Origin of the sequence: Paraburkholderia sp. OAS925 (genome assembly GCF_040543975.1) — a bacterium.
In the GTDB taxonomy this organism is placed as follows: domain Bacteria; phylum Pseudomonadota; class Gammaproteobacteria; order Burkholderiales; family Burkholderiaceae; genus Paraburkholderia; species Paraburkholderia graminis.
The window spans coordinates 733,048-749,905 of record NZ_JBEUNO010000001.1; the positions used below are offsets into that span (position 1 = coordinate 733,048).

The window sequence follows — 16,858 nt, forward strand, 5'->3', positions numbered from 1 at the left end:
AGCATGACGCGCAATCCACAGGAAAGACGTACCCCGGAGCAGATTCGCGCGAGCAACAGGCGGTTAGGTCTCGTGCTGCTTGCCATCGCAGCGGTTTTTTTCACCGCCGTCATCATCAATCAGGGCTGGTTTTCCTGACCAGGCGGTAACTCTGGTTTGCAGGTTTGTTAAGGATTGAGATGTCGACGCAGCCGCCGGCTCAGGCCGATCGCTCTTTTAACCGTTCGATGCTGATCAAGCTGTTCGTCGTCGCGTTGATGATGTTCGGCTTTGGTTTTGCGCTGGTGCCCATGTACCGCGCGATCTGCCAGATCACCGGGATCAACAACCTGGTGCAGCGCGACGCGACGGTGCGCGAGGCGAAGAACACGCAAGTCGACATGAGCCGCACGATTTCGATCGAACTGGATGCGAACGCGCGCGGCCCGCTCGGTTTCAAGCCGGAGCAGCGCAGCCTCGACGTGCATCCGGGCGAAGTGACCACGGTGATGTACGAGGTGAGCAACGAACAGGCGCGCTCGATCCAGGCGCAAGCCATTCCGAGCTACGCGCCGAAGCAGGCGACCGAGTACTTCAAGAAGATCGAGTGTTTTTGCTTTACGCAGCAAACGTTGAAGGCGAACGAAACGAAGCGGATGCCGGTGGTGTTCGTCGTCGATCCGAAGCTGCCGAAGGATGTGAAAACGATCACGTTGTCGTACACGTTTTTCGAGTTGAACACGCCGGCAACGGCGAAGGTTGGAAGCGCGGCGCTTCCGGCTGAGACGGGGGCCACGGCCGCCAATCCCGCCTGATGGTAAGGGCCGAAACCCAGGCCAAGGCGCAGGCCCAGGCGAAGGAAGACAGCAATGAGCGATAACAGCGGCGGCCCGCGCAAGAGCAGCTTTGGCCAGTCGATGCGGGCGGTGTTCTGGTCGTTTTTCGGCGTGCGCAAGCGGCGCGATCTTGAAAGCGACGCGACGCAACTGAACCCGCTGCATGTGATTATCGCGGCGCTGATCAGCACGGCTATTTTCATCGGCGTGCTGATTCTGGTGGTTCGCGCGGTGGTCGGCTGAGACCATCGAGGCGACTCGCGCAGTGCGACGATGCAGGAAGGACCGGGCGCGGCAGCGCCCACGAATTAGAGTGAAGCGGTGCGGTAGCCACGCGCCGTCGAAGATACAGCCGGAGCTTCCGGAACAACTGGACTGAAGTGGAGAATCAAGAATGAGCGGTCAAAACGAGAGCCCGTACTATTTCGTACCGCATCCGTCGCGGCATCCGATCACCGCCGCGGTTGGCTTGCTGATCATGCTCGGATCGCTGGCGGCCTGGATCAACGAACATGAACTGGCGCCGATCGGAGTTGTCGTCGGTCTGCTGTGGCTGCTCTTTACGTTGTGGCACTGGTTCGGCGACGCGATTGCCGAGTCCGAAGGCGGCATGTACGGCAAGAACGTCGACAAGTCGTATCGCTGGAGCATGAGCTGGTTCATCTTCTCCGAAGTCATGTTCTTCGGCGCGTTCTTCGGCGCGCTGTTCTACGCACGCGCCATCGCGTTGCATGAACTGTCGAGCCTCGACTACAAGCTGATCTGGCCGGACTTCTCGGCGGTGTGGCCGAACAACGGTCCTGCGGCGCTCGTGTCGACCTTCAAGTCGATGACGCCGTGGCCGGTGCCGACTATCAATACCGCGCTGTTGCTGTCGTCGGGCGCCACGCTGACGGTCTCGCACCACGCGCTGCGCGAAGATCATCGCAAGAAGGCGATCATCTGGCTGGCGGCCACGCTCGTGCTCGGCGTCTGCTTCCTGTTCCTGCAGGGCTTCGAATATTTCCACGCGTACAACGAACTGAACCTGACGCTGGCTTCGGGCGTGTATGGCTCGACGTTCTTCCTGCTGACCGGCTTCCACGGTTTCCACGTGTTCCTCGGCGGCACGATGCTGGCGGTCGTGCTGGCGCGCATGATCCGCGGTCACTTCACGGCGGAGCACCACTTCGCGTTCGAAGGCGCGGCCTGGTACTGGCACTTCGTGGACGTGGTCTGGCTCGGACTGTACGTTGTCGTGTACTGGCTGTAAGGCTGAACTGTCCGCGCGGGCCGGCGCTTGCCGGAACTGCGCGGGCTGTTGCCCAACGTGTTTTTCGGCGGGCGCTCAGGCTGTACGCAATCAGCAGTACGCAGAAGCAGGCATACCGGTTTGATGCAGCGCCGCCCTCGACCCTGTCAGGGCGGCGTTTTGTTTAGAGCAGTAAAACCTCTTGCCAGATTCAGCGCCCGTACGGAATGCCCGTCGAGTGAATCCAGCCCATCCAGTAAGCAAACAGGATGAAGAGGAACAGCGAGATCGATAGTCCGACTCGCGTGGCGAGCGACCAGACCATCCGCTTGGTTTTGCCCTTGTCATGCATCATGAAGTACAGCGCCGACACCATGCTGGCGATGATCAGTGCGAAGGCAATGGGAACGAGAATGTGCATGGAATCTGCTGAAACGGAAAAGCGCAAAGGCGAGACGTTTATTATCTCACCGCGCGTCGGCGTTTGCCCTGCGTTCCCCGCGGCGCTCAATGCAGGCAGGGAGTATCGTCGATGAAATTCCGGCTCGTGCCCGCGTTATTGATCCTGCTGGTGGTCGCGGTCACTATGCGGCTCGGCTTCTGGCAGCGCGACCGCGCGCATCAGAAAGAAGCGCTCGAGGCGCGCATCACGCAGTTCGAAAACGCGCCCGCTCAACCCGTGACCCGCGCGCCGGTGGCATTGAAGGACATCGAATTTCATCGCGTGAAGGCGCGCGGCACGTTTGTCGCGGACAAGGTCGTGTACCTGGACAATCGTCCGTATAACGATCAGCCGGGCTTTTACGTCGTGATGCCTTTTAAACTCGCGGACGGCGGTTATGTGCTGATCAATCGCGGATGGTTGCCGCGCAATATGAGCAATCGCGAGACGATCGCGCCGTACGTCACGCCGCAGGGTGAGATCGAGATCGAAGGCATAGCGCGCGCCGATGCGTCGCGTGCTTACGAACTCGGGCAGGGCGGTTCGGCCGCGCATCAGCCGATTCGCCAGAACCTGGATATCGCCGCTTACGCCGCTGAAACCGGACTGCCTTTGCAGCCGTTCGTGATCCAGCAATTGAGCGACGACGGCGACAAGCTCGTGCGCGACTGGCCGGCTCCGACCAGCGGCGTGGAGCGCAATTACGGCTACATGTTCCAGTGGTGGGGCATGGCGGCGGCGGCGGTGGCCTTCGGCCTTTACGCCGCGCGCCGCGCCGCCAGAAAAGAGCACGCGCCCGGCGTGTGACGCAGCGTGTTTCGTGTCGTTCCATGTGAGTTCGACGCGAGCCGCACAATCATTGAAAGAGGTCACGTAGTGTCGACGCAATCTCCCCGTTCGCCCGAGACCGGCAAATCCGGCGGCAAATCCAACGGACAGTCCAACGCGAAACCTGGCAACGCGAGCCCCGCCGCCGCCCAACGCGCTGCAGCGAAACCAATGCCCGGCCAACCGAATGGCCGCGGCTCGTGGCAGCGCGGCCGCTGGATGCTGCTGCTGCTGGCCATCGTCTGCGGCGCGCCGATCGCCATCTCGTACTTCATGTACTACGTCGTCAAGCCGACGGGCGGTTCGACGAGCTACGGCACGCTCGTCGAACCGCAACGGCCGATTCCCGAGTCGCTCGTCGTGACCGGCGAAGACGGCAAGCCGCTCAAGCTCGCCACGCTGCGCGGCCACTGGCTGCTGGTTTCCGTCGACAACAGCGCCTGCGACAAAGCCTGCGTCACGAAGCTGTACTTCATGCGGCAAATCCGCGCGGCACAGGGCCCGGAACGCGAGCGTGTAGTAGAAGTGTGGCTGCGCACGGATGCGGGCAACGTCGCTGACGTGATACAAAAAGCGTATCCCGACACCAACATGCTGATTGCCGATCCGGCGCAAGTGTCGGCATGGCTGCCCGTCGACAAGGGCACTCGAGTGACCGACCACCTCTATATGGTCGATCCGAACGGCAATCTGATGATGCGTTTCCCGAAAGATCCCGACCCGAGCAAGATCAAGGGCGACCTGACCAAGCTGCTCAAGTGGTCCCGCATCGGCTGATGCCGCAACCAGGGTAATCAAGATGTTCGTATTGCAATTGGGCCTGATCGGTTTGTGTATCGCGTTGTTGCCGCTGTCCTACGTGTGGGTCAAGGCCGACGACAACAAATTCCGCAAGCTCGTCTGGCTCACCACGTTCCTCACGCTCGACCTCGTGATGTTCGGCGGCTTCACGCGTCTCACCGATTCCGGGCTCGGCTGTCCGGACTGGCCGGGCTGCTACGGCACGTCGTCGCCGTTTATCGCGCACGCGGCCATCACGGCCGCGCATCAGGCGATGCCGACCGGCCCCGTCAGCATGACGAAGGCCTGGATCGAGATGATCCATCGCTATTTCGCAATGGCCATCGGCGTGCTGATCGTCGCGCAGACGGTCATCGCGTGGGTCGCGCGCATCAAGCGCCGTCCGCTGCATGTGTCGCCGTGGTGGCCGACGTCGCTGCTGCTGCTGATCCTCGTGCAAGGCGCGTTCGGCGCGTGGACGGTTACGCTGAAACTGCAGCCGGTCATCGTGACGACGCATCTGCTGCTCGGCCTCGCGTTGCTCGGCATGCTCGGCTGGCTCGCCGCGCGCCAAACGCCGCTGCCCGCCTACGAGCCCGAAGCCGCGCGCTGGCGCACGGCGGCGCTAGCGGGTCTCGCGTTGCTGATCGCGCAGATCGCGTTGGGCGGCTGGGTCAGCACGAACTATGCGGTGCTCGCCTGCACCGATTTCCCGACCTGCAACGGCCAATGGCTTCCGCCGATGGACTTCGCTCACGGCTTCCATCTGTGGCGTGCGCTCGGCATGACGGGCGACGGCGACATGATCACGCAGGAGGCGCTCGTGGCAATCCATTGGACGCATCGCACGTTTGCGTTCGTGGTGATTGCCTACCTCGTGTGGTTTGCGCTCAAGCTGCGCCGCTTCGAGTCGCTGCGGCGTCCGGCGAACGGCGTATTGCTGGTGGTGTTGATCCAGTTCATCACGGGATTGTCGAACATCGTCCTACAATGGCCTCTGCCTATCGCGGTAGCTCATAACGGCGGCGCGGCGGTCCTGCTGCTCCTGCTCGTTATGCTAAACTTTCGAATCGCTTATAGCCGTCCCGGCCGTGCCGTATTGCCCGCGCACGATGCCGCGCCAGCGTGACTCCACATGGACAGCACAACACTTCCCCAAACGCCCGGCAGCAGGATGTCGCAGTACATCGCGCTCACCAAGCCGCGCGTCACGCAACTCGCGGTGTTCTGCGCCGTCATCGGCATGTTTCTGTCGACGCCGGGCATGGTGCCGTGGCCCGTCCTGATCGGCGGCACGGTCGGCATCTGGCTGCTGGCCGGCGCGGCGTTCGCGATCAATTGCCTCGTCGAACAGAAGATCGACGCGAAGATGCGGCGCACGTCGTGGCGTCCGTCGGCGCGCGGCGAAATCACCACGTCGCAGATCCTGCTGTTCTCGGCCGTGCTCGGCGGCCTCGGCATGTGGACGCTCTACACGTTCGCCAATCCGCTCACCATGTGGCTCACGGTTGCCACGTTCGTCGGCTATGCGGTCATCTATACGCTGCTGCTGAAGCCGGCCACGCCGCAGAACATCGTGATCGGCGGCGCGTCGGGCGCCATGCCGCCCGCGCTCGGCTGGGCTGCGGTCACCGGCCATGTACCGGGCGACGCGTGGATTCTCGTGCTGATCATTTTCGTGTGGACGCCGCCGCACTTCTGGGCGCTCGCGCTGTATCGCCGCAAAGATTACGAAAATGCCGGCCTGCCGATGCTGCCGAACACTCACGGCGAGAAGTACACGCGGCTGCACATTCTGCTTTACACGGTGATCCTGTTCGCCGTCACGATGATGCCGTTCATCTCCGGCATGAGCGGCGTGGTGTACCTTGCCGCGGCCGTGCTGCTCGGCGCGTTGTTTCTCGCCTACGCGTGGAAGATCTATCTCGAGTATTCGGACGATCTGGCGCGCCGAACCTTCCGTTATTCGATCGTCTATCTGTCGCTGCTGTTCGCCGCGCTGCTGGTCGACCACTATGTGCGCGTCCTGATCGGCGTGTAATAACCCATGCTCAATATCCGCTTCGCGCGCGCCGCGCGTGCTGCTGTGATCGCCTGCGCGCTCGGCGGCGCGTTGTTTGTCGCGGGCTGCGGCAAAGAGCAGCCGGCATTCCAGAATCTCGACATTACGGGCAATACGCAATTCGGCAGCAACTTCTCGCTGCCCGACACGTCCGGCAAGATTCGCACGATGGCGGATTACAAGGGCAAGGTGGTCGTGCTGTTCTTCGGCTATACGCATTGCCCGGACGTTTGCCCGACCACGATGGCCGAACTCTCGCAAGCGCTGCAGCAACTCGGTCCCGACGATGCCAAGCGTGTGCAAGTGCTGTTCGTCACCGTCGATCCCGAGCGCGACACTGCCGCGTTGCTCGGGCAATACGTGCCGGCGTTCAATCCGAGCTTCGTCGGTCTGCGTCCCGCCGACGACGCACAGGTCAAGAAGGTGACCAAAGACTTCCGCATCTACTACGCGAAGGTGCCGGGCAAGACGCCAGACAGCTACACGATGGACCATACCGCGGCGAGCTATGTGTTCGACACCGACGGCAAGCTGCGCCTTTTCGCACGCGACGGCCAGGGCGCCGCGCCCTGGGTGCACGACATCAAGCTGCTGCTGGATTGATGCAGCGAAACCCGCGTCGAAACCACGTAGCGACCACACCAACCCGCGACAACCTCAAGCCGGCATCGGCAGATTCAATCCCGGCGCGAGCCGCGTGGTCTTGAACTCCGTCACCTCATAACGCGCGAGCATTTGCACGGCGAACGGATCGGTCGCAAGGATCGCATCCAGCTTCTCGCGCTCGATACGTACCGCCAGAATGATCCCGCCGTCGCGCGGCACTTTCGGCCCCGCAGCCACGAATACGCCTGCTTCGAATTGCTCCGCGAGAAAGGCGCGATGCGCTTCGAGCGCGTCGTCGATCCGTTCGAGCGAAGCGGTGTAGATCAGGTTGATGACATACATGGATAGGCGTCCTCACACGCAAATGAACATGCCGCGCACACTCGCGGCAACGTTCCAGATTATCCGTCACGGCGTGACCTTTCGCCGCGAACCGTGAACCGCGAGCCGCGCGCTGCATACTCATATGCGATTGCGGTATTTCCCATCTTGCAGCGCATATGAGACGATTTACGGTCCAGCCGGCGACGCCCTTCATTGCGCGGTGACGCGCGTGTCGTCAGCGTCTGTCTTCGGCTATCACCCGAGTCCCTTGCAAATGGACTCGACCAGAAACAGAGAGAATGACATGCAGCGCAGAATTATCATCAAAGCCCTCTCCGCAGTAGTCGCCGGCGCGGCGATCGTCGCCAGCTTCGGCGCGCACGCCGACGACAAAGCCATCAAGGTCGGCACGATCAGCGGCCCCGATGCGCAGATCTGGGAAGTCGTCACCAAGGTCGCCAAGCGTGAAGGGCTGAACGTGAAGGTCGTCGAATTCAACGACTACGTGCAGCCGAACGCCGCGCTCGACGCCGGCGATCTCGACGCCAACAGCTTCCAGCATCAGCCGTATCTCGACAGCCAGATCAAGCAGCGCGGCTACAAGATCGTCAGCGCGGGTCTCACGTATATCTCGCCGCTCGGCATCTATTCGAAGAAGCTGAAGTCGGTGAAGGACTTGCAGCAAGGCGCGAAGGTCGCGGTGCCGAACGACCCGTCGAACGAGAACCGCGCGCTGCTGCTTTTGCAAGCGCAAGGCGTGATCAAGCTGAAGGCCGGCGCGGGCACGAACGGCAACAACGCGACGGCGCTCGACGTCGCGGAGAATCCGAAGAAGATCAAGCTGGTCGAACTGGATGCCGCGCAATTGCCGCGCTCGCTCGCCGATGTCGACGCGGCCGCGATCAACACCAACTTCGCGCTGGCCGCGGGCCTGCAGCCGACCAAGGACGCGATCGCGCTCGAGGACGTTCACAGCCCGTACGCGAACCTGATCGCCGTGCGCACGCAGGACAAGGACAAGCCGTGGGTGAAGAAGCTGGTTGCCGCGTATCAATCGGAAGACGTGCGCCAGTTCATCAAGACGCAGTTCAAGGGTTCGGTGGTGCCGTCGTTCTGACGCGGCCTATAACCCGAGCTCCCAGCGCTCGACGATCAGGTCCTTGCCGAAACGGCGCTCCGGCGCCGCGCTGACCAGTTCGAAACCGGTGCGCTCGCACAGGCGCCGCGGTTCCTCCAAAGCGCTGGCCGTGGTCAGCGTCAATCTCGTATAGCCGGCACGCCGCGCGAAGCGCGTCGCTTCGGCGATCAACCGCGTGCCGATGCCGAGGCGTTGCAGGTCCGGTTCGACCCATAAGAGCCGCAGGCCCGCTACCGTCGTCGATACCGCGACGACGCACACCGCACCCGCCACCATGCCGTGCTGATCGGCGACGATGCACCGTTCGCGAACCGTATCGTTGCGCTGCGTGTAGTCGGCGACCACGCGCGCGAGCAGTCCCTCGAACGATTCGTCCCAACCGTATTGCGCGGCGAACCACTGCGCCTGCCGATGCACGAGCCACCCGCATTCGCCGGGGCGCGGCGCACGCAATTCCACCGTGTCCGGCCGAGGCTTGTCGCCAAGCAGCCTTTCGACGATGTTCATCGCGGCAATCAACTGCTCCTGCGAGCCCGCGGTGAGCCGGCCCAGCAGGTCGAGCACTTCCTGGCTCGCGGCGGCGTCGAGCGGCGCGTACGCAGCGTGGCCGTTATCCGTCAACGCGATCAGCGACTGACGCGCGTCGGTCTCGGACGGCCGTCGCGTGATGAGATTGCGTCGTTCGAAATTGGTCAGCAGACGGCTCAGATAACCGCTGTCCAGTCCAAGCGCGCGGCCAAGTACCGACGCGGTTTGCTCGCGCCCGCGCGACAGCTCGTGCAGGACGCGCACCTCGGTCAGCGAGAAAGTGCTGTGAGCCAGATGCTCGTGCAGAGCGCCGATAAGCCGCGTGTAAAAGCGATTGAAGCGGCGGACTGCCTGAGCCCGCCGCAGCGCCTCGGAATCGGTCAAATGCTGATCTCCGGATTTTTATGCGTTCGCTATCACTATATTGGAACGCGCCCTCATTAACAAAGCCGCGTGTCCGGCAGGCGGGAATCGACTGGTATCAAGGCGGTATGAAGCTGCGGCGCGCGTGCCCGCGCAATTGGTCTGCAACTGGTCATTTGCGCGTCGCAAACGACTCGAATACGGGTAAATCCTGGGGCGTAGAAAGGGGCCGTGAGCGCGCGTTGACCGCCGCCAACGCTTATGCGGCAAGGCTTCGCGCCAGAACGTACCGGCTTATAACCAGTCCGTTGACTGGTATTATGTTGGTTATATAATGGGCTCTCATTTTTGCAGGCCGAACCTGGTCGAAGGCCGCCGGAGCGCCATGGAAACTCGCTGGTCCGCACTCATGCCTGACGCTCGCAACGTCACGCCGCTGTACTTGCAGCTCGCGCGCAATCTGGCGACGGCGATCCACTGCGGCGTGTGGTCCGCGGGCGAGGCGCTGCCTTCGGAGCGCACGCTGTCGGACGCAATCGGCGTGTCGCGCATCACCGCGCGCAAGGCAATCGAACTGCTGGTCGAGCAAGGTCTGATCCGGCGGGCGCGTGGTGCGGGCAGCTTCATCACGCCACGCGTCGAAGACCCGCTGTCCAGGCTCACCGGTTTCACGAAGAAGATGCAGCAGCGCGGCTTTCGTCCCGACTCCGTCTGGCTCGAGCGCGATATTCGCGCCGCCAATCGCGAGGAGCTGGTGCACCTGGGCTTGTCGCCGGGCGCCGCGGTCGCCAGCCTGCGTCGCTTGCGCCGCGCCGACGGCATCGTGATGGCGGTCGAACATTCGGCGCTGCCGGTTGCAATCGTTCCCGATCCGCTCGCCATCGGCGTCTCGCTTTATAGCTATCTCGAGCAACGCGGCGCGGCAGTCGTGCGCGCGTTGCAGCACTTTCGCGCGGTCAACGCTTCGAGCGAGATCGCTTCACTCATGGACATCGAACCGCGCTCGGCGCTGCTGGTCATTACCCGTATCGGTTACAGCGCCGACCAGCGCGCAATCGAATTGACCGACACCTATTGCCGCGACGACTACTACGACTTCGTCGCTGAACTGCGGACCTAAGCGGCGCCGCCGACCAGTTCAGCCATGCCCCGTATCACGCCTTGCAAGAGAGACTCATGCTGACCGGAAACATACTCACCACCGAAGGGTGGATTCACGGCACGCTCGAATTCGAAAACGGCCGCATCACCGCGCTCACCGGCGAGCGCGTCGATCCGGCAACGAACGATGCGCCGTACATCCTGCCTGGCTTCATCGACCTGCATGTGCACGGTGGCGGCGGAGCGGACGTGATGGAAGCCGGCGACGCGATCCAGACGATCACCCGCACGCATGCGCGCTACGGCACGACGAGCCTGCTCGCCACCACGATGACCGCGCCGCGCGACGAGCTGATGAGCGTGGTCGCCGGTCTCGGCGACGTCGCGCGGGTGCGCACGCCGGGCTGCGCGCGCGTGCTCGGCGTGCATCTGGAAGGGCCGTACATCAACCCCGGCAAGCTCGGCGCGCAGCCCGACGCAGCCGTGTCCGCCGTGATGGACGAGGTGCTGAAGTACCTGTCCATTGCGCCGATCCGCGTGGTCACGCTCGCGCCGGAGATTGCCGGGCACATGGACATCATCTCGGCGATGGCGGCGCGCGGCGTGCGCGTGCAGCTCGGCCATTCGCTCGGCACTTATGACGACGCCGTCGCCGCGCTCAAGCACGGCGCGTGCGGCTTCACGCATCTGTTCAACGCGATGTCGCCGCTGCATCACCGCAATCCTGGCCTCGTCGGCGCCGCGCTCGCGCACGCCGAATTCGCCGAAATCATTCCCGACCTGCTGCACGTCCATCCGGGCGCGATCCGCGCCGCGTTGCGCGCGATCCCGCGCCTCTACGTGGTCACGGACAGCACGTCGGCGACCGGCATGCCCGACGGCGAATATCGCCTCGGCAGCCAACACGTGACGAAGTGTCTCGGCGGCGTGCGTCTCGCCGACGGTACGCTTGCCGGCAGCACCCTGACGATGGATCAGGCGCTGCGCAATCTGGTGTCGATCGGTCTGCCGATCGCCGATGTATCAAACCGTTTGTCGCGCTACGCCGCCGACTATCTCGGCATCGAAGACCGTGGCCGTATGGCGCGCGGCGCGTGGGCCGACGTCGTCGTGTTCGATCGTGAACTGGCGTTGAGCGCGACTTACGTCGAAGGAGAAGCAATTGTCGAATATGCTTAAAGAGGCGCTGGCGTCCGCTGAAACGGTCGCCGCGCAACTCACGGACACCTCGCGCGTCGAGGCGCTGGCCGCGCGGCTCGCAGAAAAGCTGCGCCATGTCGCGCTCACGGTCGCACGCGGCAGTTCGGATCACGCGGCGAGTTACTTCGCATCGCTAACCATGAGCCGCCTTGGCGTGCCGGTTGCCTCGCTGCCGATGTCGGTCGCGACGCTGCAGCAGGCGCCGCTTCAGGTGCGCGATCAGCTTGCACTCGCGTTTTCGCAATCGGGCAAGAGTCCCGATCTCGTCGGCACGATGCAGGCGCTGCGCGCAGCCGGCGCGTTGACCGTTGCCGCCGTGAACGCGCCCAGCTCGCCGCTCGCGGATGCTTGCGAATGGCATCTGCCGCTCGTCGCCGGTCCCGAGTTGAGCGTCGCGGCTACTAAAAGCTATATCGCGATGCTGTCGATCTCCGCGCAACTGGTCGCGCACTGGCAGAACGACGCGGCGCTGCTCGGCGCGCTGAACACGCTGCCGGATGCGCTGCAAGACGCGGGCAAGCTCGACTGGTCGAAGGCAGTCGACGAACTGCGCGGCATCGAACGCATGATCGTGATCGGCCGTGGTCTGGGTCTCGCGATCGCGCAGGAAGCCGCGTTGAAGCTGAAAGAAACCTCCGGCATTCAGGCCGAAGCGTTCTCGAGCGCGGAAGTGCGTCACGGTCCGATGGAACTGATCGACCGCGACTATCCGCTCCTCGTATTCGCGCCGCGCGGACCGGAGCAGGCAGGCCTGCTGCAACTCGCGCGCGATATGCAGGCGCGCGGCGCACGCGTGCTGCTGGCCGCGCCGTCCGACGTGCCCGAAGCCACGCTGCCGCTCGCCACCACCGCTCATGCGGCGCTCGATCCGATCGCCGCAATCCTGTCCTTTTACGTGATGGCCGCCGGCCTTGCGGCCGCGCGCGGGCGCAATCCCGATGCGCCGCGCCATCTCAACAAAGTCACCGAAACTCACTGACGAGAAATCAGATGCGACGTGTCGAGGAGTCCCGTTTAATGAGCCATTCTGAAGGCCATATTGTTTTGCTCGCGCCGATGACCGGTCCGGTCGTGCCGCTCGCGAACGTGCCCGATCCGGTGTTTTCGGGCGGCATGTTCGGCGACGGCATCGGCGTCGATCCGCTCGAGGGCCGGCTCGTCGCACCGTGCGACGCAACCGTCACGCATCTCGCGCGCACCGGTCACGCGGTGACGTTGGCGACCGCGGAAGGCGCCGAGATTCTGCTGCATATCGGCATCGACACCGTCGAGCTGAACGGCAAGGGCTTTGCGCCGATGGTCGAGCAAGGCGCCAAGGTGCGTGCCGGCGATGTGCTGATCGAGTTCGATCAGGATCAGGTGGCGCTGCGTGCGCCGAGCCTCGTCTCGGTGATTGCGATCGCCAATTCCGATGCGTTCGAAATTGTCGAGCGCGCGCAAGGCGGCATGCTGAAGGCGGGCGAAACGCCGCTGTTGCTGCTGCGTGCCCGCGACGGCGCGGCGGCTGCGGCGTCGCGTCAGTTGAGCGCGACCGGCGTGACCGAGGGAAGCGCGTGCGCAGATCACGCTGGTCCACGCGGGCGGCCTGCATGCACGGCCGGCAGCGCGCGCCCGCGAAGCGGCGCGTGCGTTCGATGCGCGCGTCGAAGTGCGTTATGAAGGACGCAAGGCGGCGATCGAAAGCGTGGTTGGTCTGCTTGGGCTCGGCGCGGGCCAGGGTGCGACGGTCGAACTGCTCGGCGTCGGCCCGCAAGCCAAAGCCGCAGTCGACGCAATCGCTCACGAACTGACGCGCGAGGCGCACGGCGAAGTGGAAGAGAAGCCGGCGCGGCAAAGTTCGCAGGCGCCGCAAACGGCGGCGCCTGCCGCCGGCGAAGCGCTCGCGCCGAATACGCTCGCGGGCGTGTGCGCGTCGCCGGGCGTCGCGGTCGGCAAGCTGGTGCGCTGGGACGACGCGGACCTCGATCCGCCGGAACAGGCGAGCGGCACGTCCGCTGCGGAAAGCCGCCTGCTCGACAAGGCGATCGCGACCGTCGACGCCGATCTCGGCACGACAGTGCGCGACGCGTCGCAACGCGGCGCGGTCGGCGAGGCGGGCATTTTCGCGGTGCATCGCGTGCTGCTCGAAGATCCGACGCTGCTCGACGCCGCGCGCGATCTGATCAGCCTCGGCAAGAGCGCGGGCTTCGCGTGGCGCGAAGCGATCCGGGCACAGATAGGCATCCTGAACAATGTCGAAGACGCGTTGCTCGCCGAACGCGCTGCCGATCTGCGCGACATCGAAAAGCGCGTGCTGCGCGCGCTCGGTTATACGAACGCGGCCGCGCGCACGTTGCCGGATGAAGCCGTGCTCGCCGCCGACGAATTCACGCCGTCCGATCTGTCGTCTCTCGACCGCTCGCGTGTCACGGCGCTCGTGATGGCGCGCGGCGGCGCAACTTCGCACGCGGCCATTCTCGCGCGCCAGGCGGGCATTCCGGCGATGGTCGCCGTCGGCGACGCGCTGCATGCGATTCCTGAGGGCGCGCAGGTCGTGGTGAACGCGACGAACGGCCGTCTCGAGTTTGCGCCGACTGAGCTCGATGTCGAGCGCGCGCGCCTCGAGCGCAATCGTCTCGCGGGCGTGCGCGAAGCGAACCGCCGCATGTCGCAGCAAGCGGCAGTGACAGCCGATGGCCGCGCGATCGAAGTGGCCGCGAACATCGCCACGCTCGACGACGCAAAGACGGCTGTGGAAAACGGCGCCGACTCCGTTGGCCTGTTGCGCACCGAGCTGCTGTTCATTCACCGCGCCGCCGCGCCGACCACGGACGAGCATCGGCAGAGTTATCAGGGCATTGCCGACGCACTCGGCGGGCGAACCGCGATCATCCGCACGCTCGACGTGGGCGCCGACAAGGAAGTGGATTACCTCACGCTGCCGCCGGAGCCGAACCCGGCGCTCGGCTTGCGCGGCATTCGCCTCGCGCAGGTGCGCCCCGACCTGCTCGACGATCAGTTGCGCGGCCTGCTCGCGGTCAAGCCGTTCGGCGCCGTGCGCATTCTTCTGCCGATGGTGACCGACGTCGGCGAACTGATCCGCATCCGCAAACGTATCGACGAATTCGCTCGCGAGCTTGGCCGCACCGAGCCGATCGAAGTGGGCGTGATGGTCGAAGTGCCGTCGGCGGCGCTGCTCGCCGATCAGCTTGCGCAACACGCGGACTTCCTGTCGATCGGCACCAACGACCTCACGCAATACACGCTCGCGATGGACCGCTGTCAGGCCGATCTCGCCGCGCAGGCCGACGGTCTGCATCCGGCTGTGCTGCGTCTGATCGCGGCCACGGTGCAGGGCGCGAACAAGCATGGCAAATGGGTCGGCGTGTGCGGCGCGCTTGCGGGCGATCCGCTTGCGATGCCGCTGCTTGTCGGCCTCGGCGTGACCGAGCTTTCGGTGGACCCGGTGTCGGTGCCGGGCATCAAGGCGCGTGTGCGCAACCTCGATTATCAACTGTGCCGCCAGCGCGCCCAGGATGCACTGGCGCTCGAATCGGCGCAGGCGGTAAGAGCAGTCAGCCGCGAAACCTGGCCGTTGGACTGAACTCCGCACGGCTTGCATCGCTACATAACTTAACGACGTCCGTCGACAACGAGACAAGGATTGGAGGTAATCAATGGATGGGAATCCGTTTCTGAAGATACAGCGCCTGGGACGCGCGCTGATGCTGCCTATCGCGGTGCTGCCGGTTGCCGGCCTGCTGCTGCGCCTCGGCCAGCCCGATGTGTTCAACATCAAGATGATCGCCGACGCCGGCGGCGCGATCTTCGATAACCTGCCGCTGCTGTTTGCGATCGGCGTGGCCGTTGGCTTTGCGAAGGACAACAACGGCGTCGCGGGTCTCGCGGGCGCGATCGGTTACCTGATCGAAGTCGCGGTGATGAAGGACATCAACGACAAGCTCAACATGGGCGTGTTGTCGGGGATCGTGGCGGGCGTCGTCGCGGGACTGCTGTACAACCGGTACAAGGACATCAAGCTGCCGGATTACCTCGCGTTCTTCGGAGGGAAACGCTTCGTGCCGATTGTCACGGGCGTGGTCTGTCTCGCGCTCGGCATTGTGTTCGGCTACGTGTGGCAGCCGGTGCAGGGCGTGATCGATACGGCCGGCCATTGGCTGACCACGGCGGGCGCGTTCGGCGCATTCGTGTTCGGCGTGCTGAACCGGCTGCTGCTCGTGACGGGTTTGCATCACATCCTCAATTCGCTGACGTGGTTCGTGTTCGGCAGCTTCACGCCGCCGGGCGGCGCGGCGGTGACGGGCGACCTGCATCGCTTCTTCGCGGGCGACCCGACTGCCGGAACGTTCATGACGGGCTTCTTCCCGGTGATGATGTTCGGCCTGCCGGCCGCGTGTCTCGCGATGTTCCATGAAGCACCGAAGGAGCGCCGCGCAGTCGTGGGCGGCTTGCTGTTCTCGATGGCGCTGACGTCGTTCCTCACGGGCGTGACCGAGCCGATCGAATTCAGCTTCATGTTCCTCGCGCCGGTGCTGTACGTGATCCACGCGTTGCTGACGGGTCTCGCGCTCGCGATCTGCTCGGCGCTCGGCATTCACCTCGGCTTCACGTTCTCCGCGGGCGCCATCGACTACGTGCTGAACTACGGCCTGTCCACCAAGGGCTGGCTGGCGATTCCGGTCGGTATCGCGTATTCGGTGGTGTACTACGGGCTGTTCCGCTTCTTCATCCGCAAGTTCAATATGGCGACGCCGGGCCGCGAACCGGCCGCGGCCGACGAGCAGGTCGAATCGTTCACGGCTGGCGGCTTCGTTTCGCCGGCTGCCGGCGCGGCCGTGCCGCGTGCGCAGCGCTATATCGCGGCGTTGGGCGGTGCGGCGAATCTGTCGGTGGTGGATGCGTGCACGACGCGTCTGCGTCTGTCCGTCGTCGATTCGAACAAGGTCTCCGAGAGCGAACTGAAGACGATCGGCGCGCGCGGCGTGCTCAAGCGCGGCGCGACGAACGTGCAGGTAATCATCGGACCGGAAGCGGACATCATCGCCGATGAAATTCGCACGGTGATCGGGCAGGGCGGCGGTGACGCGGTTGCGGCAAAGCCGGCTGCTGTAGTGGCTCCTGCTGCTTCGGCTCCCGCGGCCGTTGCAACTGGCGCGGCGAACGGTCCTCTCGATCCCGATCCGTTGCGCTGGCTCGCGGTGTTTGGCGGCGCGGGCAATGTGGTGTCGCTCGATGCCGTCGCGGCGACGCGTCTGCGTATCGTCGTGCGCGATCCGTCGGCGGTGGATCGTCAGCGTCTCGCCACGCTCGATACCGCGTGGGTGTCGGCGGACACGTTCCATATCGTCGTCGGCGATGCCGCGCGGCGTTACGCCGAAACGCTGGCAACCCGCATGCCGGCGAGCGGCGGAGCGGCGCCTCTGCCTGCGTGATTGGATGA

At 64.4% G+C, this 16,858-nt stretch carries 17 protein-coding genes and 1 pseudogene; 15 read left to right on the forward strand and 3 right to left on the reverse strand.

Translation table 11 applies throughout. The features are described 5' to 3' along the window. Positions 1-3 precede the first annotated feature (3 nt). The 4 genes from ABIE53_RS03255 to ABIE53_RS03270 all read left to right on the forward strand — a co-directional run bounded on the left by ABIE53_RS03255 (position 4) and on the right by ABIE53_RS03270 (position 2,067). Positions 4-138: a cytochrome oxidase small assembly protein gene (locus tag ABIE53_RS03255; protein WP_006048068.1), complete on the forward strand. Its 135-nt coding sequence runs from the start codon at positions 4-6 to the stop codon at positions 136-138. A 41-nt stretch (positions 139-179) separates the two neighbouring features. Next, a complete protein-coding gene (locus ABIE53_RS03260; RefSeq protein WP_006048067.1) occupies positions 180-794 on the forward strand; it encodes a cytochrome c oxidase assembly protein in 615 nt (204 codons plus the stop codon). A gap of 54 nt (positions 795-848) precedes the next feature. Continuing rightward, entirely contained in the window at positions 849-1,058 is a 210-nt protein-coding gene (locus tag ABIE53_RS03265; RefSeq protein ID WP_013587014.1) for a DUF2970 domain-containing protein, read from the forward strand. 151 nt (positions 1,059-1,209) lie between these two features. Further along, positions 1,210-2,067, forward strand: coding sequence for a cytochrome c oxidase subunit 3 (locus ABIE53_RS03270; RefSeq protein ID WP_006048065.1), 858 nt, complete (start codon positions 1,210-1,212; stop codon positions 2,065-2,067). A gap of 190 nt (positions 2,068-2,257) precedes the next feature. Here the strand turns inward: ABIE53_RS03270 and ABIE53_RS03275 are convergent, their stop codons facing one another. After that, complete coding sequence (locus ABIE53_RS03275) at positions 2,258-2,467, reverse strand: twin transmembrane helix small protein (protein WP_006048064.1); 210 nt, start codon at positions 2,465-2,467, stop codon at positions 2,258-2,260. Positions 2,468-2,578: 111 nt separating this feature from the next. Between ABIE53_RS03275 and ABIE53_RS03280 the strand changes: the two genes are divergently transcribed. From ABIE53_RS03280 to ABIE53_RS03300, 5 genes are all read left to right on the forward strand, one after another. Continuing rightward, positions 2,579-3,295: an SURF1 family protein gene (locus ABIE53_RS03280; RefSeq protein WP_006048063.1), complete on the forward strand. Its 717-nt coding sequence runs from the start codon at positions 2,579-2,581 to the stop codon at positions 3,293-3,295. Between the two features lie 69 nt (positions 3,296-3,364). Continuing rightward, complete coding sequence (locus ABIE53_RS03285) at positions 3,365-4,093, forward strand: SCO family protein (protein WP_107710504.1); 729 nt, start codon at positions 3,365-3,367, stop codon at positions 4,091-4,093. Between the two features lie 22 nt (positions 4,094-4,115). Beyond that, positions 4,116-5,225, forward strand: a complete 1,110-nt coding sequence (locus ABIE53_RS03290; protein ID WP_006048061.1) for a COX15/CtaA family protein — start codon at positions 4,116-4,118, stop codon at positions 5,223-5,225. Between the two features lie 6 nt (positions 5,226-5,231). Beyond that, the gene (cyoE, locus tag ABIE53_RS03295) at positions 5,232-6,137 is read left to right on the forward strand and encodes a heme o synthase (protein WP_006048060.1); all 906 of its coding nucleotides are present in this window, start codon (positions 5,232-5,234) and stop codon (positions 6,135-6,137) included. A 6-nt stretch (positions 6,138-6,143) separates the two neighbouring features. After that, the gene (locus ABIE53_RS03300; protein WP_006048059.1) at positions 6,144-6,761 is read left to right on the forward strand and encodes an SCO family protein; all 618 of its coding nucleotides are present in this window, start codon (positions 6,144-6,146) and stop codon (positions 6,759-6,761) included. A 54-nt stretch (positions 6,762-6,815) separates the two neighbouring features. Here ABIE53_RS03300 and ABIE53_RS03305 read toward each other — a convergent pair whose 3' ends face one another. Beyond that, positions 6,816-7,106, reverse strand: coding sequence for a YciI family protein (locus tag ABIE53_RS03305; protein WP_006048058.1), 291 nt, complete (start codon positions 7,104-7,106; stop codon positions 6,816-6,818). 286 nt (positions 7,107-7,392) lie between these two features. Here ABIE53_RS03305 and ABIE53_RS03310 point away from each other — a divergent pair, with 286 nt between their 5' ends. Next, the gene (locus tag ABIE53_RS03310) at positions 7,393-8,205 is read left to right on the forward strand and encodes a MetQ/NlpA family ABC transporter substrate-binding protein (RefSeq protein WP_006048057.1); all 813 of its coding nucleotides are present in this window, start codon (positions 7,393-7,395) and stop codon (positions 8,203-8,205) included. 6 nt (positions 8,206-8,211) lie between these two features. Here the strand turns inward: ABIE53_RS03310 and ABIE53_RS03315 are convergent, their stop codons facing one another. After that, positions 8,212-9,138, reverse strand: a complete 927-nt coding sequence (locus ABIE53_RS03315) for a helix-turn-helix domain-containing GNAT family N-acetyltransferase (RefSeq protein WP_192700003.1) — start codon at positions 9,136-9,138, stop codon at positions 8,212-8,214. A 364-nt stretch (positions 9,139-9,502) separates the two neighbouring features. Here ABIE53_RS03315 and ABIE53_RS03320 point away from each other — a divergent pair, with 364 nt between their 5' ends. The 5 genes and pseudogenes from ABIE53_RS03320 to nagE all read left to right on the forward strand — a co-directional run bounded on the left by ABIE53_RS03320 (position 9,503) and on the right by nagE (position 16,850). After that, on the forward strand, positions 9,503-10,237 hold the full coding sequence (locus tag ABIE53_RS03320) for a GntR family transcriptional regulator (protein WP_029969675.1): 735 nt from the start codon (positions 9,503-9,505) through the stop codon (positions 10,235-10,237). A 56-nt stretch (positions 10,238-10,293) separates the two neighbouring features. Beyond that, on the forward strand, positions 10,294-11,397 hold the full coding sequence (gene nagA, locus ABIE53_RS03325) for an N-acetylglucosamine-6-phosphate deacetylase (protein ID WP_192700004.1): 1,104 nt from the start codon (positions 10,294-10,296) through the stop codon (positions 11,395-11,397). Then, entirely contained in the window at positions 11,390-12,397 is a 1,008-nt protein-coding gene (locus ABIE53_RS03330; protein ID WP_029969676.1) for an SIS domain-containing protein, read from the forward strand. The genes nagA and ABIE53_RS03330 overlap by 8 nt, the downstream gene beginning before the upstream one ends. Before the next feature lie 38 nt (positions 12,398-12,435). Then, positions 12,436-15,001: pseudogene (ptsP, locus tag ABIE53_RS03335) on the forward strand (phosphoenolpyruvate--protein phosphotransferase). Positions 15,002-15,074: 73 nt separating this feature from the next. Continuing rightward, positions 15,075-16,850, forward strand: a complete 1,776-nt coding sequence (gene nagE, locus ABIE53_RS03340; protein WP_114155763.1) for an N-acetylglucosamine-specific PTS transporter subunit IIBC — start codon at positions 15,075-15,077, stop codon at positions 16,848-16,850. The last annotated feature ends 8 nt before the right edge of the window (positions 16,851-16,858 follow it).